16 protein-coding genes are annotated in these 16,873 nt (G+C 72.3%); 9 read left to right on the forward strand and 7 right to left on the reverse strand.

The features are described 5' to 3' along the window. The first annotated feature begins 66 nt into the window (after positions 1-66). The 3 genes from DEI83_RS09675 (at position 67) to DEI83_RS09690 (ending at position 3,620) form a co-directional block, all read left to right on the forward strand. Positions 67-2,310, forward strand: a complete 2,244-nt coding sequence (locus DEI83_RS09675) for an APC family permease (RefSeq protein ID WP_258371155.1) — start codon at positions 67-69, stop codon at positions 2,308-2,310. A 60-nt stretch (positions 2,311-2,370) separates the two neighbouring features. Further along, the gene (locus DEI83_RS15920) at positions 2,371-3,240 is read left to right on the forward strand and encodes a hypothetical protein (RefSeq protein WP_181431154.1); all 870 of its coding nucleotides are present in this window, start codon (positions 2,371-2,373) and stop codon (positions 3,238-3,240) included. A gap of 131 nt (positions 3,241-3,371) precedes the next feature. After that, positions 3,372-3,620, forward strand: a complete 249-nt coding sequence (locus tag DEI83_RS09690; protein WP_111081824.1) for a DUF3072 domain-containing protein — start codon at positions 3,372-3,374, stop codon at positions 3,618-3,620. Between the two features lie 82 nt (positions 3,621-3,702). Here the strand turns inward: DEI83_RS09690 and DEI83_RS09695 are convergent, their stop codons facing one another. After that, positions 3,703-4,842, reverse strand: a complete 1,140-nt coding sequence (locus tag DEI83_RS09695) for an FAD-dependent oxidoreductase (RefSeq protein ID WP_111081755.1) — start codon at positions 4,840-4,842, stop codon at positions 3,703-3,705. A gap of 162 nt (positions 4,843-5,004) precedes the next feature. Here DEI83_RS09695 and DEI83_RS09700 point away from each other — a divergent pair, with 162 nt between their 5' ends. Then, positions 5,005-5,208, forward strand: a complete 204-nt coding sequence (locus tag DEI83_RS09700) for a DUF3073 domain-containing protein (RefSeq protein WP_111081756.1) — start codon at positions 5,005-5,007, stop codon at positions 5,206-5,208. 294 nt (positions 5,209-5,502) lie between these two features. Here DEI83_RS09700 and purM read toward each other — a convergent pair whose 3' ends face one another. After that, positions 5,503-6,597: a phosphoribosylformylglycinamidine cyclo-ligase gene (gene purM / locus DEI83_RS09705; protein ID WP_111081757.1), complete on the reverse strand. Its 1,095-nt coding sequence runs from the start codon at positions 6,595-6,597 to the stop codon at positions 5,503-5,505. A gap of 71 nt (positions 6,598-6,668) precedes the next feature. Between purM and purF the strand changes: the two genes are divergently transcribed. Beyond that, entirely contained in the window at positions 6,669-8,126 is a 1,458-nt protein-coding gene (gene purF, locus DEI83_RS09710) for an amidophosphoribosyltransferase (protein WP_111081758.1), read from the forward strand. Between the two features lie 143 nt (positions 8,127-8,269). Here the strand turns inward: purF and DEI83_RS09715 are convergent, their stop codons facing one another. Then, on the reverse strand, positions 8,270-8,668 hold the full coding sequence (locus DEI83_RS09715) for a hypothetical protein (protein ID WP_111081759.1): 399 nt from the start codon (positions 8,666-8,668) through the stop codon (positions 8,270-8,272). Between the two features lie 113 nt (positions 8,669-8,781). Here DEI83_RS09715 and DEI83_RS09720 point away from each other — a divergent pair, with 113 nt between their 5' ends. Beyond that, a complete protein-coding gene (locus DEI83_RS09720; protein ID WP_111081760.1) occupies positions 8,782-11,358 on the forward strand; it encodes a LuxR C-terminal-related transcriptional regulator in 2,577 nt (858 codons plus the stop codon). 330 nt (positions 11,359-11,688) lie between these two features. Here DEI83_RS09720 and DEI83_RS09725 read toward each other — a convergent pair whose 3' ends face one another. Further along, entirely contained in the window at positions 11,689-12,048 is a 360-nt protein-coding gene (locus DEI83_RS09725) for a sterol carrier family protein (RefSeq protein WP_111081825.1), read from the reverse strand. Positions 12,049-12,105: 57 nt separating this feature from the next. Between DEI83_RS09725 and purD the strand changes: the two genes are divergently transcribed. Together purD and DEI83_RS09735 are read left to right on the forward strand one after the other, a co-directional pair. Further along, positions 12,106-13,374: a phosphoribosylamine--glycine ligase gene (purD, locus tag DEI83_RS09730; protein ID WP_111081761.1), complete on the forward strand. Its 1,269-nt coding sequence runs from the start codon at positions 12,106-12,108 to the stop codon at positions 13,372-13,374. Further along, complete coding sequence (locus DEI83_RS09735) at positions 13,371-14,246, forward strand: phosphoribosylaminoimidazolesuccinocarboxamide synthase (protein WP_111081762.1); 876 nt, start codon at positions 13,371-13,373, stop codon at positions 14,244-14,246. Before purD ends, DEI83_RS09735 begins: the two co-directional genes overlap by 4 nt. Positions 14,247-14,261: 15 nt before the next feature. Here DEI83_RS09735 and DEI83_RS09740 read toward each other — a convergent pair whose 3' ends face one another. Continuing rightward, complete coding sequence (locus DEI83_RS09740) at positions 14,262-15,464, reverse strand: GAF domain-containing SpoIIE family protein phosphatase (RefSeq protein ID WP_111081763.1); 1,203 nt, start codon at positions 15,462-15,464, stop codon at positions 14,262-14,264. A gap of 103 nt (positions 15,465-15,567) precedes the next feature. Between DEI83_RS09740 and DEI83_RS09745 the strand changes: the two genes are divergently transcribed. Next, the gene (locus DEI83_RS09745; protein ID WP_111081764.1) at positions 15,568-15,891 is read left to right on the forward strand and encodes a hypothetical protein; all 324 of its coding nucleotides are present in this window, start codon (positions 15,568-15,570) and stop codon (positions 15,889-15,891) included. A gap of 28 nt (positions 15,892-15,919) precedes the next feature. Here the strand turns inward: DEI83_RS09745 and lepB are convergent, their stop codons facing one another. Both lepB and DEI83_RS15925 read right to left on the reverse strand, forming a co-directional pair. Next, positions 15,920-16,615, reverse strand: coding sequence for a signal peptidase I (lepB, locus tag DEI83_RS09750; protein ID WP_258371156.1), 696 nt, complete (start codon positions 16,613-16,615; stop codon positions 15,920-15,922). Next, entirely contained in the window at positions 16,612-16,767 is a 156-nt protein-coding gene (locus DEI83_RS15925) for a hypothetical protein (protein WP_181431155.1), read from the reverse strand. The genes lepB and DEI83_RS15925 overlap by 4 nt, the downstream gene beginning before the upstream one ends. Positions 16,768-16,873: the final 106 nt, after the last annotated feature.

Raw genomic sequence — 16,873 nt, forward strand, 5'->3', positions numbered from 1 at the left:
CACGGCGGAATACCGTTCGGCCTCCCGGTGTTGCGTTCGCCCCCCGATTGAGTAAGTTCGTCGCTCGTGACCAACGAGACCCGGTCGTTGAAAGCCCGACTGATCGGCGACCCGCTCCCCTCCGAGAAACTCGAGGGGCAGCTCCTGCCGAAGCACCTGGCGCTCCCCATCTTCGCCAGCGACCCGCTCTCCTCCGTGGCGTACGCGCCGCAGGAGCTGCTCATGATCCTGCTGCTCGGCGGGATGGCGTTCCTGACGTTCGCACCCTGGGTGGCCGCCCTCGTCGTGCTGCTGCTCGTCGTGGTCGTCGCGTCGTACCGACAGCTCATCAAGGCGTACCCGTCCGGCGGCGGCGACTACGAGGTGGCGCACCGGAACCTCGGCGAGAAGGCCGGGCTCGTCGTCGCGAGCGCCCTGCTCGTCGACTACGTGATGACGGTGGCCGTGTCGGTGGCCTCCGGCGTCGACAACATCATCTCGGCGCTGCCGATGCTCAACCCGTTCCGCGTGGAGTTGGCGATCCTGTTCGTCGTGCTGCTGGCGGCCGCGAACCTCCGCGGTGTGCGCGAGTCGAGCAAGGCCTTCGCCGTCCCGACCTACCTGTTCGTGGCGAGCGTCTTCCTGATGGTCGTGACCGGCCTCGTCCGGATCGCCGCCGGGGACGCGCCCGTGGCCGAGTCCGCCGGCTACACCGTCGAGAACATCGAGCACACGACGCAGGCGGCCTTCATCCTGCTGCTCCTCCGGGCCTTCGCGTCCGGCTGTTCGGCGCTCACCGGTGTCGAGGCCATCGCGAACGGCATCCCGGCCTTCCGCCGCCCGAAGATCAAGAACGCGCAGCAGACCCTCGTGCTCATGGGCGGGATCGCGATCGTGCTGTTCGTCGGCCTCATCACGCTCGCCCTCGTCTCCCGCGTGCACTACGCCGAGAACGCGTGCGACCTGCAGGGCTTCGCGGACTGCGCCGCGACACCGCAGCGCTCCCTCATCGCCCAGATCGCGGCGGCCACGTTCGGCAACAACTCGGTCCTGTTCTTCGTCATCCAGGCGACCACGGCGGCGGTGCTGCTCCTCGCGGCGAACACGGCGTTCAACGGGTTCCCGCTGCTCGGCTCGATCCTGGCGCGCGACTCCTACGCCCCGAAGGCGCTGTCCACCCGCGGCGACCGGCTCATCTACTCGAACGGCGTCATCGTGCTCGCGCTCGTCGCGGCCGCCCTGCTCTTCGTCTACCGGGCGAACGTCACCAGCCTCATCCAGCTCTACATCATCGGTGTGTTCGTCTCGTTCACGCTCGGGCAGAGCGGGATGGTCAAGCACTGGGTGAGCCTGCTCCGTGCGGACCGCGCCGGGACCGCCGGTGAGCCGGTGAACCGCGCGCAGGTCATCCGGAGCCTCACCATCAACTCGGTCGGTGCGACCTTCACCTTCGTGGTGCTCGTCATCGTCACCATCACGAAGTTCACCCACGGCGCCTGGCTCGTCTTCGTGATCATGCCCGTGCTGTTCGTGCTCATGCTCGGCGTGAACCGCTACTACCGCGACGTCTCGCACGAGATCGCCGCGGACGCCGAGACCGAGTTCGGTGCCACCGGCGACCACGCGATCGTCCTCGTCAACAAGCTGCAGAAGCCGGTCCTCAAGGCGCTCGACTACGCCATCGCCGCCAAGCACGCCGACCTCGAGGCGGTGCACGTCGCCATCGACGACGCCGAGGCCGCCCGCCTCCGTGAGCAGTGGGCCGAGCACGGCATCGAGGTCCCGCTGACGATGGTGCCGAGCCCGTACCGCGACATCTCGATGCCGCTCATCAAGTACATCAAGGCGCACCGGCTCGAGCACGGGTCCGAGGTCGTCACGGTCTACACGCCGGTGTTCATCGTCGGCCACTGGTGGGAGGGGCTGCTGCACAACCACCGCGGTCGTCGCATCCGGAAGAAGCTCCTGCTCATGCACGGCGTCACCGTCGCCCTCGTGCCGTGGCTGCTCGACTCGTCGGAGCTGCTGTACGGCAAGCGCTCCCGCCCCTTCCCCGGGCAGGACCGACGTGGCGAACCCGTCCGGCCGGCACTCCGTCGCTCGCCGCACGGCGTCTTCCGATCCGAGGCCGAGGAGGACCGCCTCATCCGCTCGGCCCAGCGCAACAGCCTGGAACCGCAGAAGCTGGCACACACCGGCACGCCGTCGCGTCGCGCGACCCGACCGGCCGGCCCGGCGGAGGGCGTCGACCCTGCTACCTGCACCGGTGAGGTCCGCACCCTCGTCCCCACCGCCCCGCCCGTCCCGTCCGCGCACGACGACCAGCACTGAGGACGGCGGGTGCCCGACCATGACCGCGCGTGACGGTGCCCGGTCGTACCATGTGACCCCATGACGACCGCTCCCGAGGACCTCCGTACCTTCGCGACCTTCGACGGCCACGGCGGCAAGGTCCCGAAGCGCGTCGAGGTGCTCGACCACCGCCCGCCGGTCTCGCCGGACGGCCGCTACGACGGACTCGTCGCGGTTCGCGGCGAGCACCCCCTCGGCGCGCTCGACGAGCGGGCGGCCGACGACTCGGCGGAACTGGCGCGCGGGGTCGCGAGCATCGGCTGGGTCGACCCGGCCACGCTCCGGGACTGGTACCGGCCGGACCGGGTGGTGGTGAGCCTCCTGGAGGCCCGCCGTTCCGGGCTCGAGCCCGGCGTCTACGCCGACTCACGCGGTCGCGGTCGCGTGCGGATCGACGGCCAGGAGGCCCACCTCGGCGCCGACGGTCGGCCGGCGTTCCGAGCGCTGGCCGGGTCGGCGGAGTCACCGAAGGTGGACGTGCCGCTGCCGATGGACCAGGTGGTGCGGCTCGTGGTCGTGACGACTGCGGGTGCGGGTGCGGGTGCGGGTGCGGGTGCGGGTGTGGGTCGCCACGGCGCCACCGCCGGTGCGGGTGTGGATGCGGAGTCGCTCCCCCGCACCGCCACCGGGGCGACCGGGGTGGAGGTCGTGACCACACCCGTCGCACCGGTCCTGACGCCCGGCGAGTACCCGGAGTACGCCGACGACGTCCCCGGCCTGCCGCCCCGGCCCGCGTCCGGGCGGGTCCGCGTGACCGCGTCCGTCCTGCTCGGCGGCACCCTGCACCGGGTGGACCGGCTCGACGAACGGGCGAACACACTGTGGATCGAGCGGGGCGGTCGGGTCGTGCCGATCGCGGCGAGCGACGTCGGCGGGGACCTGGTCCGGTACACGGCGACGCCGGTCTGACCCCGGCCGGTCTGACCCCGGCCGGTCTGACTCCGGCCGGTCACGCCGAGTGGCGGCCATTGTCCGTCCCGGGTCGTCGGGGGACGCCAGTGCTGCGCGGGACGTCGGCGGTGCGGCGTACCGTCACGCTCATGAGTGATGCAGACCAGAACCAGCCGGAGACCCTCGGCGGCGAGCGCCCGGACCCGTCGACCACCGCGAGCAAGGACCCCGAGCAGTGGGTCACCGGCGACGAGCCGATGACCGGCCCGCAGCGCAGCTACCTCGACACCCTCGCGCGTGAGGCCGGCGAGGAGCTCTCGGCCGACCTCACGAAGGCGGAGGCGTCCGAGCACATCGAGCGCCTGCAGGAGAAGACGGGCCGCGGCTCCGGTTCCTGAGGGACAGACGTTGCCGTACGGCGGTCCGCTCTCCTGCGGACCGCCGTCTGCCGGTCCCCTGGTGGTCGCCCACCTGCCGTCGTCAGGCGGACGCGACCGTGTCGTCAGCGGCCAGCACCGCCATCACCTGACGCGCGGTGCGTCGGCCGGCCCGGTTCGCTCCGATGGTCGATGCCTGCGGGCCGTAACCGGCGAGGAAGAGCCGGGGTTCGGCTTCCGAACGGCCGTCCTCGACGACGATCCCGCCCGCCTCGGTCCGCAGGTGCAGTGGCGCGAGGTGCCGGAGGTCCGCACGGAAGCCCGTCGCCCAGATCACCGCGTCGGCGCGGACGTGCTCGCCGGTGGCGGTCTCGACCCCGTCCGCGTCGAGTCGTGTGAACATGGGTTCGGGCTGCAGCAGCCCACGTGCCAGACCGCGCCGGATCCGTGGGGTGACCGGCAGGCCCGTCCCGCTGACGATGCTCGGCAGCGTCCGCCCCGCTCTCGCCGCGCGGTCCTGGTCCTCGACCGCCGACACCGCGGCTCCGACGGCGAGGGCGCGGTCCTCCGACCAGACCACCGGTCGACGGGTGAACCACCGCGTCGACCGGGCGACGCCGTCGAGTTCGAGCAGGAACCCGATCGCACTCGTCCCGCCGCCGACGACGACGACGTCCTGCCCGGTGAAGTCCGCCGCGTCGCGGTAGCCCGTCGTGTCGAGCTGGCGGCCCCGGAACACGTCGCGGCCCGGGATCCACGGCACGAACGGGGTGCCCCACGTGCCGGAGGCGTTGACGACCACCTCCGAGCGGATCGCCCCGGTGGTGCCGTCGTCCTCTCGGGTCTCGACGACCAGGGCACCGGCGGTCCCGTCGGGACGGCGCTCGTCCTCGCGGTGGACCGCGGTGACGGCGACCGGGCGCCGCACCCGCAGGTCGTGGTGCTCCTCGAACCGGCGGTAGTACTCGGCGACGACCTCGCGGGCCGGACGCGACCGATCGGCCTCGTCGAACCGCAGGCCCATCTCGTGCATGCCGGGCAGGTCGTGCACGCGGTGCGCGAGACCGAGACGGAGCGCGTCCCACCGGAACTGCCACGCGCCTCCCGTCCCCGGCGCACGGTCGAGCACGACGAGGTCGCTGCCCGCGCTGAGGCCGGCGCGCTGGAGGTGCCACGCCACCGAGAGGCCTGCCTGGCCCGCACCGATGACGACGACACGGGCTTGCTGGACGGCGGTGCGCATCACCCTCGATTCTGCTGTGCTCCGGACGCGCCGGGCGAAGCCGGCAACGGGGTACATGGTAAAGTGGCCGACAGATTTCAAACCACGAACCGTCTGTTCTTCCCGGGTGATCACTCCTCGCCCGCCGAGACCGGACACGAGCCGACACAGAGGGGGTCACGCATGGGGCGCGGCCGTCAGAAGGCGAAGCACACCAAGGTCGCCCGAGAGCTGAAGTACTTCAGCCCGGACACGAACTACGGTGCTCTCGAACGCGAACTCTCCGTCGCACAACAGTCGGACGAGCCCGACTACGTCGACCGCTGGGCCGACGAGTTCGGTGACGACGGTGACCTGGACCAGTCGGACACCGACAAGTCCGCCTGACCCTTCGGTCTGACGACGCCGCGCGCCTCCGGGCAGCGCGGCGTCTCGTCGTGTCCGGACGGTCCGCCGTCCGGCGACGTGCATCACGGCCCGGCACGCCGGGCTCGGCCGAGGTCACACGACGTGCCGCCTCGCGGCTCCGCCCGTGCTGCCGCCCGCCGCGCGGGGTTCCAGGACTCGCCGTCGGTCGACCGTCCCGGTTCCACGATCGCGGGATCTCGCACGCCGAGGTTCCGCGATTGCGGAACCTCGGCGGCCGGGTGCTGCCGCGGCCTCGGCGGGCGGGGGCGGGCGTCAGCCGGCGTAGGACCCCACGAGACGCACGGCTCCGCCGTCGACGCCCTTGGCGCCCTGCTCGAACCCGGTCAGGTCGCGGGCACTCGTCGACACCGAGCCGACCGTCCAGGCGGGCAGACCGGCTGCCCCGAGGGACGCGATGACGTCGGCCGCCGCAGCCCCCGACACGACGGCGAACATGCCGACGCCCAGGTTCCAGGTGCCCTCGGTGTCCTCGATCGGGGTGCCGGCCAGGTCGGCGAGCACGCGGAACACCGGGAGCGGCTGCCAGGTCGAGCGCTCGACCTCGACCCACGAGCCCACGGGCAGCACGCGCGCCAGGTTCGCCGCGATGCCACCACCGGTCACGTGCGACAGGGAGTGCACGGCACCGGGGTGCTGCTCGATGAGCTCGAGCAGCGGGGACGTGTACAGCCGCGTGGGTTCGAGCAGGCTCTCCCCCACCAGGCCGCCGAGCTCCGGCAGCGTGTCGGTGTACCCGATGCCGCGCTGCCCGAGGATGTGCCGGACGAGCGAGTACCCGTTCGAGTGCAGGCCGGAGGACTCGATCGCGATGACCGCGTCACCGTCCTGCACGAGGTGCGCCCCGAGCTGCGACCCGGCCTCGACCGCACCGACCGCGGCACCGGCCACGTCGTAGTCGTCCGGACCGAGCAGGCCCGGGTGCTCCGCGGTCTCGCCGCCGACGAGCGCGGTCCCGGTCGCCGCGCAACCGCGGGCGATGCCGGCGACGATGTCGGCGATGCGGTTCGGCACGACCCGGCCGCAGGCGATGTAGTCCGTCATGAACAGCGGCTTCGCCCCGACCACGACGATGTCGTCGACGACCATGCCGACGAGGTCCTGGCCGATCGTGTCGTGCTTGTCGATGGCCTGCGCGATGGCGACCTTGGTGCCGACGCCGTCGGTCGAGGTGGCGAGGAGCGGCCGCTCGAAGTCCTTGAGGAACGAGACGTCGTAGAGCCCGGCGAAGCCTCCGACCCCGCCCAGGACCGACGCGTTGTGCGTCGCCGAGACGGCGGACTTCATGAGCTCGACGGCCAGGTCACCGGCTGCGGTGTCGACACCGGCCTCGGCGTAGGGGTTGGGCATACGTCGTCCTCCGCAGGGCATGGCAGACTTGTTCGGTACCACCCGATCCTACGGTCTGGAGCACCCCGCGAATGTGCGGCATCGTCGGCCTCGTTGCGCAGGGGCCTGCAAACCAATCCATCTACGACGCCCTGCTCCTCCTGCAGCACCGGGGACAGGACTCCACGGGCATCGCCACGGTCGACGGGCACGTGCACCACATGCACAAGACCCGCGGCCACGTGCGCGAGGCCTTCCGCACCCGTGACATGCGGGCGCTCCTCGGGACGATGGGCCTCGGCCACGTCCGCTACGCCACCCGCGGCGCCGCGGTGAACGAGGAAGAGGCCCAGCCGTTCTACGTGAACGCGCCGTACGGCATCGTCCTCGTGCACAACGGCAACCTCACGAACACCCGCGAACTCACTCGGGAGCTGTTCGACATCGACCGTCGGCACCTCAACACCACCTCGGACACCGAGCTGCTGGTGAACGTGCTGGCGCACGAGCTGCAGGGCCAGGTCCGCGGCACCCACCTCGACGCCGGGCAGGTGTTCGACGCGGTCGAGCGCGTGCACGAGCGGGTCGAGGGCTCCTACGCGACGATCGCGACGATCGCCGGCCACGGCCTGCTGGCGTTCCGCGACCCGTACGGCATCCGACCACTCATCCTCGGCCACAAGTTCGACGACGCCGGCAAGAGCGAGTGGGTCGTCGCGAGCGAGTCCCTCGTGCTCGAGTCCGGCGGGTACGACATCGTCCGCGACGTCGCACCGGGCGAGGCCGTCTTCATCGAGATGGACGGCACGATGCACGCCCGGCAGTGCGCGAAGGACCCGCGCCTGGTGCCGTGCTCCTTCGAGTACGTCTACCTGGCCCGCCCGGACTCCGTGATGAACGGCATCTCGGTGTACGACGCCCGCCTCCGTCTCGGCAACCGCCTGGCCGACACGATCGCGCAGTACGCCCCGACCGGCGACATCGACGTGGTCATGCCCATCCCGGACTCATCCCGGCCCGCGGCCATGCAGGTCGCGCAGAAGCTCGGCATCGAGTACCGCGAGGGCTTCTACAAGAACCGCTACGTCGGCCGGACGTTCATCATGCCGGGCCAGGCGGAGCGCAAGCGCTCGGTCCGCCAGAAGCTCAACGCGATGTCCTCCGAGTTCAAGGGCAAGAACATCCTCATCGTCGACGACTCGATCGTGCGCGGCACGACCAGTCGCGAGATCGTCGAGATGGCCCGGGCGGCGGGCGCGAACGAGGTCACGTTCACGAGCGCCGCGCCGCCTGTCCGGTACCCGCACGTGTACGGGATCAACATGCCGACGCGGGCCGAGCTCATCGCCCACGACCGGAAGATCCCGGAGATCAACCGGGTGCTCGGCAGCGACCACCTGATCTACCAGGAGATCGGTGACATGCGGGACGCGATCATCGAGGGGTCCGACGTCACGGACCTCGAGATGAGCTGCTTCACGGGTGAGTACGTCACCGGGTCCGTCTCGCCGGAGTACCTCGCCTGGGTCGAGGCGAACCAGCTCAGCTGACGTCCCGACGGACGTCGGCACCTGACGCACGCAAGGCCCGTCACCAGCTGGTGACGGGCCTTGCGTGCGTCAGGTTGCTCGCGTCGGCGACCGCAGGCCGCACGACGGTGGAACGCCTGCGTCGCCTGCCGATCCCCGCGGGCTCAGCGATCCAGGCGCTCGTCCGGCTCGTCGAGCTCGCCGTCGACGGTCTCGGGCGCGGGGTCGACCGCCACCCGCTCCGCCGTGAGCCGGGCGGCGCGGCGCGTCGAGACCCGGTCGAGCACAACCGCGACGACCGCGCCGACGAGCATGCCGATCGAGACGCCGTAGAGGCTGAAGTAGCCGACGAGGCCGGCGAACCCGGTGGTCTCCTGCTGGTCCCCGCGGTCGATGCCCATGGTGAGGGCCACGACGAGGACGGTCACGAGGAAGCCGAGCACGGCGCCGCCGAGGATGAAGACGCTGAAGCGCGGGGCACGTCGGATGGTGACCTGGTCCGGGGTGGTCACCGCGTCGGGCGCCGGGGCCGGACGCTCGTCGGGGCGGTCGGTGTTGCTCACCTCCCCATTGTCCCCCACCTTGGGAGGAGCCACGCCCGGTAGTCCGTCCCCCGGACGCGAGATGATGGTCCATCACCGCGGGTACCGCGGAGTAGCGAGGACGGAGGTGCGCCATGGTCGACGAGACCGGAGCAGGCGACCGTCGTCCACCGACCGCACCCGCCCGGCTGTCGTGGCCGGTCCTCACCCGCCGCGAGGAGGACCGCGCCGTCGCCGTCGTCGGCGAGCACCGGTGGAGCGTCGCGCTCGTCGGCGCTCCCGGGCTCGGCAAGACCACCGTCGCCGCCCGTGTGACCGACCGCGTCGTCCGCCAGACACCGGCGCCGGCGCCGCTCGTCGTGCCGATCACCGCGGTCGCCGCCGGGTCGTCGATGCCGTTCGGCGCCGTCTCCGACCGCTTCGGTGACGTGCTCGGCGACGACCTGACCGAGCCCGTGCCGGCCGAGGAGCGCCTGCGCCGGGCCGCCGGGACGGACGGGCGTGACCTCGTGCTCCGCGTCGACGACGCCGACCTGCTCGACGCGCTCTCCGCCCGGTACGTCGCCTGGCTCGTCCGCGAGCAGGGCGCCCGACTCGTGCTGACCTGCCGGGACTTCACGTCACTCGCCGGACCACTGCGCGCCCTCTGGCAGGACGACCTGCTCGAGCGCATCGACCTGGAGCCGCTCGACCTCCACGAGACGTCGTCGCTCATCGGACGGGCGCTCGGGGCGCCGCTCGAACCGGCCTCGGTCGAACAGGTGCACCGCGCGACCGAGGGGAACCCGCTGTACCTGCGGGAGGTCGTCCGCGCCGGCCTCGCCTCGGGCGCACTCGAGCACACCGCCCTGAGCTGGTACTGGCGCGGGCGGATCACGGCGTCGCACAGCCTGGCCGACATGTACCGGACGGAGCTCGCGGGCCTCCCCGGTGACCTGCGCGACGTCGTCGAGATCGTGGCCCTCGCCGACCCGATCCCGCTGTCCCGGCTGCTGGCCCTGGTGGACGGCGCTGACGTCGACCGGACGGTGGGCCTCGGCTTCGTCCGGATCGACTCCGCCGACACCGGAAGTCCCGTCGCACGGTCGTCGCACCCCCTCGTCGGCGAGGTCGTCCGGGCCCTGGTGCCCGTCGCCCGGCGGACCGCGCTGTTCGCACGGGCGAACGCCTTCCGCACCGACCGGCAGGAGGGTGCACCACCGGCCGCCCGGCTCCGCGCGACGCTCTGGGCGCTCGAGTGCGGTGTCGTCCCACCCGTCGACCAGCTGCTCGACGCCGCCCGGGTCGCCGAGGGCCTGCAGGAGCACGAGAGTGCCATCGCGTTGACGTCCGCCGCGCTCGGGTCGGACCTCACCCCGACCGAGCGTGTCCGCGCGCACTGTCTGCGCTCGCTCGCGCACGGCTACAGCAGCGGACGCGAGGCCGGACGGGTCGACGCCGAAGCGGCCTGGTGCCTGGCGACCTCCGGGGCGGACGTCGACGACATCGCCGTCGTCGAGGCCTGCGAGACCCTCGCGAACCTCCGGCAGTTCCATGACGACGACACCGCGGCCGCCGTCGCCCTCACCGAGATCGCCGTCCGGCACGTCGGACCGGGGACGTTCGAACAGCTCCGCGTCCTCCGACTGTCCCACCTCGGCTGGGGCGGCGACTTCGCCGAGGTCCGGCAGGAGCTCGAGCGGAGCAGCGTCCTGCACTCACCGACGATCGCCCGGTCCTTCCTGCCGATCGCCCCGGTCGCCGTGATGGCCCTGGGCACCGGCGGGCGCCTCGACGACGCGCTCCGGCTCGCGCAGGCGTGCCTTGCCACCGCGATGGTCCACCTCGAGGACTCGCCCTGGAGCGTCGGGGAGATCGTGTCGGTCCTGCACCAGGTCCAGGTGTGGCGCGGGGACATCGCCGACATGCTGACGCAGGTCCCGGTCGGCCGGTCCGACCCGTTCCTGAAGTACGACTTCACCCTGGAGCTGTTCGGCATCGGGAACCGGGCGCTCGGACAGCGCCGGTGGTCGGACGCGGTGACCGCCTTCACGGCGGCCTGCGAACGGTACGAGATCGCCGACCCCGGCGGGTTCGCCGCGTACGCGTGGTCGCGCCTGGCGCTGTCGCAGGCGTACGCCGGCTCGCCGGACGCGGCCGCGGAGTCGCTGGAACGCGCCCGCAGCACGCCGCTCCGGGCCATGCGGATCCTCGGCGACCAGATCGAGACGACGATCGCCTGGACGGAGGCCCTGCTCGGCAACCCCGCGGGACTCCGGCGCGCGGACACGATCATCCTGCGCGGGACGGCCTCGGGCGCCTGGACGCACGTGCTGTACGCGCAGACGCTGCACTACGCGATGGACGCGTTGCACGGTCGGGACACCACCGCCTCCCTGGCGCGCATGGAGGAGGCCGCCACCAGGGTCGACGGTCCCCTCGCGTCGGCGATCACCGGCTACGCCGCGGCGCTCCGCTCGGGCGATCGCGCGTGGATCGCGAGCGCCCAGGCCGCGCTGGCCGCGTGCGGGATGGCCGTGACCGCGGGGCGGACGAAGCAGCCGCTCACGAAGCGGGAGTACGAGGTGGCGGAGCTCGCCGCTCGCGGCCACTCGAACCGACGGATCGCCGACCAGCTCGGGCTGTCGGTCCGGACCGTGGACGCGCACATGTCGCGCGTGTTCTCGAAGTGGGACCTGCACGCACGGTCGGAGCTCGCCGAACTGGTGTGACCGCCGTCCGGGACAGAACGGTCTGAGCCCGGCAGGACGTGCTGAGCGGACCGCAGGAGAAGTTGCGGGATGCAGCACGACTCGCCGCTCCTGTTGACACAGGTCGGCGGGTTTCGCGTAGCGTTGTCTGCGTCGCCGGGTTCGGACCCGTTCGGGTCGGGTCCGAATCCCGGCGACTTCTCCCAGCGTAGGTACGCCGGCGCCATCGGCACATCGGTAGGACCTACCTAGTTCCCCTCGGGACGCCGATGTCGTCCGGCACCGGCGAGCACGATGTTCCGGCACCGGCGAGCACGACGCGGATCGGGCCTCCCGGACGCGCGCCGTCGGTCAGGGCAGCCGGACGGGCAGGAACGCCGCCAGGTCGGCCCGTGAGCCCGAGGCGCTGACGCGCTTCGTCGTCTCCGGGTCGTCCCACCGCAGCCGCCCCGTGGCCAGCGCGAGCCACGTCGTCGCGTCCGTCTCGACCACGTTCGGCGGGGTGCCGCGCGTGTGCCGCGGGCCCGGGACGGCTTGCACGGCGGCGAACGGCGGGACCCGGACCTCGACGCTGTTGCCCGGCACGTCCTCGGCGAGGCGCTGCAACGTCCAGCGGACGGCGGTCGCGACCGAGGTGCGGTCCGTCGCGCCGGCGGTGACGGCCTCGAGCGCGGCCCGACCCACGGCGTCGTCGATGGTCTTCGGCGGCATCTCCACAGGCTAGCCGGTGCACTGCGGGCGGCGACCCGGGCTCGGTAGGGTGATCGGGTGCGAATCCTCGTCCTCGGTTCCGGTGCCCGCGAGCACGCGATCATCACGGCCCTCCTGGCGGAGCAGGCCGGTCACGTCATCACGGCCGCGCCCGGGAACGCCGGCATCGCCGCCGACGTCGAGACGGTGTCGCTGGACCCCACGAACGGCGCGCTGGTGGCGGAGTACGCGCTCGAGAACGACGTCCAACTCGTCGTCGTCGGACCGGAAGCCCCCCTCATCGCCGGTGTCGCCGACCCGCTGCGCACCCGCGGCATCCCGGTGTTCGGTCCCGGCAGGGCAGCCGCGCAGCTCGAGGGCTCGAAGGCCTTCGCCAAGCGGGTCATGGCCGAAGCCGGTGTGCCGACCGGTCGGCCGGTGTCCGCCGGCACGGTCGACGAAGCCGTGGCGGCGATCGACGAGCTCGGCGCACCGTACGTCGTGAAGGCCGACGGGCTGGCGGCGGGCAAGGGCGTCCTCGTGACGGACGACCGCCAGGCGGCGATCGACCACGCCACCTACTGGCTGCAGCACGGCCCCGTCGTGGTCGAGGAGTTCCTCGACGGCGAAGAGGTCTCGCTGTTCTTCCTCAGCGACGGGCACGACGTCCGCGCGCTGTCCCCGGCACAGGACTACAAGCGGCTCGCCGACGGCGACCTCGGACCGAACACCGGCGGGATGGGCGCGTACTCGCCGCTGCCGTGGCTCGACGAGCGCTGGGGATCTGAGCAGGCCTTCGTCGACGAGGTCACCGAGCTCGTCGCCCTGCCCACGGTCCGACGCCTCGAGCACGAGGGCACCCCGTTCGTCGGGCTGCTCTACTGCGGGCTGATCGTCACCGAGCAGGGCGTGCGGGTCATCGAGTTCAACGCCCGGTTCGGCGACCCGGAGACCCAGGTCGTGCTCCCCCGCCTGGCCACGCCGCTGAGCGGCCTGCTGCTCGCCGCGGCCTCGGGGCAGCTCGCCTCGGTCCCGCGTCCGGAGTTCCGCGACCAGGCGGCCGTGACGGTCGTCCTCGCGAGCGAGGGGTACCCGGAGAGCCCGGTGACCGGCCGGACGATCACGGGCGTCGACGACGCGAACGCGCGGGACGGGGTCGTGGTGCTGCACGCGGCGACCGGGGTCCTCGACGGGGAACTCGTCGCGACCGGTGGGCGGGTGCTCAGCGTCGTGGCCACCGGATCCGACTTCGCCGAAGCGCGCGACCGTGCCTACGCGGGCCTGCACGACATCACCCTCACCGGCGGCCGGTTCCGGACTGACATCGCCACGAAGGTCGCCCGATGAGCGCCCCCGTCGTCGAGGGCTGGCGGCACGTCTCGTCGGGCAAGGTCCGTGAGCTCTACGTCCCCGCGGCCACGGCGGACGTGGCCGGTGCCACCGAGCTCCTCCTCGTCGCCTCCGACCGCGTCAGCGCCTACGACTTCGCGCTCGAACCACCGATCCCGGGCAAGGGCGAGCTCCTCACCCGGCTGTCCCGCTTCTGGTTCGGCCAGCTCCGCGACGTCCCGAACCACCTGCTCGCCCCGAGCGGCACGACCACGCCGGTCCCGGCCTCGGTCGAGTCACGGTCCATGCACGTCATGCCGCTCCGGATGTTCCCGGTCGAGTGCGTCGTGCGCGGGTACCTGGTGGGCAGCGGCTGGGCCGAGTACCAGGAGACCGGCAGCGTGTGCGGCGTCGAGCTGCCCGCCGGCCTGTCGAACGGGGACCGCCTGCCGGAACCGATCTACACGCCGGCGTACAAGGCGCCGCAGGGCGAGCACGACGAGAACATCTCGTTCGAGCGCACCGAGGAGCTCATCGGTCCGGCCGACGCCGCGGCGCTGCGCGACCTGTCGCTGGCCGTGTACTCCGAGGCGGCGGCGATCGCCCTCCAGCGCGGGGTCGTCATCGCGGACACGAAGTTCGAGTTCGGCCGCGACGCCGACGGCCTGATCCGGATCGCCGACGAGGTCCTGACGAGCGACTCGAGCCGCTACTGGGACGCCGCCGCGTACGAGTCGGGCAACCGGACGGACTCGTTCGACAAGCAGATCGTGCGCGACTGGCTCAGCGCGAACTGGGACCGCACCGGCACGCCGCCCGTCCTGCCGGAGCAGGTCGTCGAGCGGACCGCGGCACGCTACCGGGAACTGATCGAGCGCCTCGACGCCTGACCTCGGGCGGAGTGCTCAGGCGTCGCGCGACACGACGACGACGGTGAGGTCGTCGCCGGGGTCGTGCTCGAGCACGCGGCCACGGACGCCGGCCAGGAACGTCGTCACGTCCGGCGCCGCCCGGTAGAGCGCCCCGAGTCGGGACAGGGACGCGAGCGTCGAGTCCCAGAGTTCGAGGGCACCGTCGCTGACGAGCAGCAGGGTGTCACCGGGTTCGAGCACGAGTTCGCCGGCAGCGCGGTCGATCCCGACCGGGTGGAGGCCGATCGGGAGGTCGACGGAGCGCAGGACCGACTCGGTCCCGTCGGCGTGCAGGTGCAGGACGAGGCCGTGACCGGCGTCGACGAACGCCAGGTGTCCGGTCGTGGTGTCGAGCCGACCGTGGAACAGGGTGGCGAAGGCCTCGGCGGCGCTGAGGTCCGGGGCGACCTGCTCCTCGAGTTCGGCGATCGCGGTGGACGGCTCCTCGTGGCACCGGGCGAGCAGTGCTCCGCGCATGCCCGCTGCCAGGAGTCCGGCGGCCATGCCCTTCCCCATCACGTCCGCGACGGTGAGGTCGACCGTGCCGTCGGCCGAGCGCCAGTCGTGGAAGTCGCCCGAGACGATGCCGTGCGGGATCGACGTCCCACCGATGGTCCACCCCGGCACGTCGATCATGCGGGGCTGCAGGCCGGACAGGACGGTGCGCAGCCGGTCGACGTCGAGCCCGGTGGCGAGTTCCCGCTCCGCCCAGAGGCCGAGTTCCTCGAGCAGGGCGACGTCGTCCGTGTCGAGCGCACGCGGACTCGGGTCGATGAGGCAGAGCGTCCCGACCTTCGTGGCGTCCGCTCCGACCCGGAGTGGGACCCCGGCGTAGAAGCGGACGTTGGGGTCGAGGTTGACCATCGGCAGGTCCGAGAACCGCTGGTCGGCACGCGCGTCCGGCACCACCACGGGGCCGTCCTGGTGCAGCGTCCGGCCGCAGAAGGTGTCCTGCAACGGCGTCGACCCGGGGAACACCTGGTCGGACTGCTGCGACTTGTGGAAGAGCTGGTCGTCGCCGGCCAGGTTGATGAAGGAACCCGCCACCCCGAACGCCTCGCGGGCGATCCGGGTGATGCGTTCGAACCGTTCCTCGGGCCCGCCGTCGATCACGTCGAGAGCGGCGAGGACCGCGGCACGCCGAGCCGCGCCGGGAGCGGAAGCGGGGATCGACTGTGCGACGTGCTCGGTGCTCATGACTCCACGCTAACGCGGATACCGGACACGCCCTCCCGGGCTCCGCACAACGCATGCCCCCAGTGGACGGGTCATCCCCGCGACCGGCGCGTAGCCTGACCGGGTGCTCCGTCGTGTGGTCCCCGCCTTCGCCCTCGGATGCGGCATCGTCGTCGCGCTCACCGGCTGCGGGGGCGTCCAGAACCCGACGGGGCGGGTGTCGGTCACGGTCTCGCCCGATGCCGCCGATCGGCCGTACCGGGTGCAGGTCGTCCTGCCGAACGGCGAGCCCTCGGCACGACAGCAGGTCTACCCGGGCGACACCGCCGACTTCGCCGGGATCCCGCTCGGAGACGTGACCGTCCGGGCCGGGGACCTCTGCTCCGGGAGGACGACCGTCGTGGCGGACCGCGTCGCGCGCGTGACCCTCACGGCCACGGGCTGCTGACCCGGCTCCGTCGGTCGTCGACCGGCGGTCAGGGGCCGCTCGGGTCGGGGTCGGGACCGCTGGTCGGGATCGAGGACCGCGGGCCGGGGCCGGGGTCGGGGTCGGGGACCGCGTCCCACTCCTCGCCGTACCGGGACAGCACGGACCACCGGCCGACCGGCCACGTGATCACGAACGCCCGACCGACCACGTCGTCGACGGGCACGTTGCCGTGGATGCGCGAGTCGGCGGAGTCGTACCGGTTGTCACCCATGACCCAGAGGCGCCCGGCCGGCACGGTGATGGCGAAGTCCTCGCCCGACACCCGATCGACGTCGGCGGGCAGTCGCACGTACGGCTCGTCGACCGCGTGCCCGTTCACCGACAGCCGACCCTGGGCGTCGCAGCACTCGACCCGGTCCCCGGGCAGTCCGATCACGCGCTTGATGAGGTCCTCGCCCTGCCCCGGCGCGAGCCACGCGTTCGGGTCCCGGAACACCACGACGTCACCGCGCTCGAGCGACATCACGTCGGGCACGAGCTCGTTCACCAGGACGCGGTCCCCGACGAGCAGGGTGTCCTCCATCGACTCCGACGGGATGTAGAACGACCGCACGAGGAACGCCTTCACCAGGAAGGACACGGCCAGCGCCGCCACCACGATCACGACCAGGTCGCGCAGGAACCGCGTCGTCGATCGCCGGCGGGTCTGCTCGCTCGCGGTCGAGGGACCTGTCTCGCTCACGGCGTCACCACGACCGTCGCGACGGGCGCGACCGCGATCGAGACGGCCGGCACGGCGATCGCGCCGGAGGGGGACGGCCACGGCCGGTCACGGGCGCGCTCGATGGGCAGGTCCTGGGGTCGCGGTCGGCGGCCTCGGCGTTCAGGGGGCATCGGTCCATCTTGGCCCGTCCCGGCCGGGTCCGGCTGACGAGCACCCGGATGTGATGCCAAGGTGGTCAGGACCGCGCACCGCTGCACGGTCGGGATGGAGGCCCAC

Source organism: Curtobacterium sp. MCBD17_021 (assembly GCF_003234525.1).
In the GTDB taxonomy this organism is placed as follows: Bacteria; Actinomycetota; Actinomycetes; order Actinomycetales; family Microbacteriaceae; genus Curtobacterium.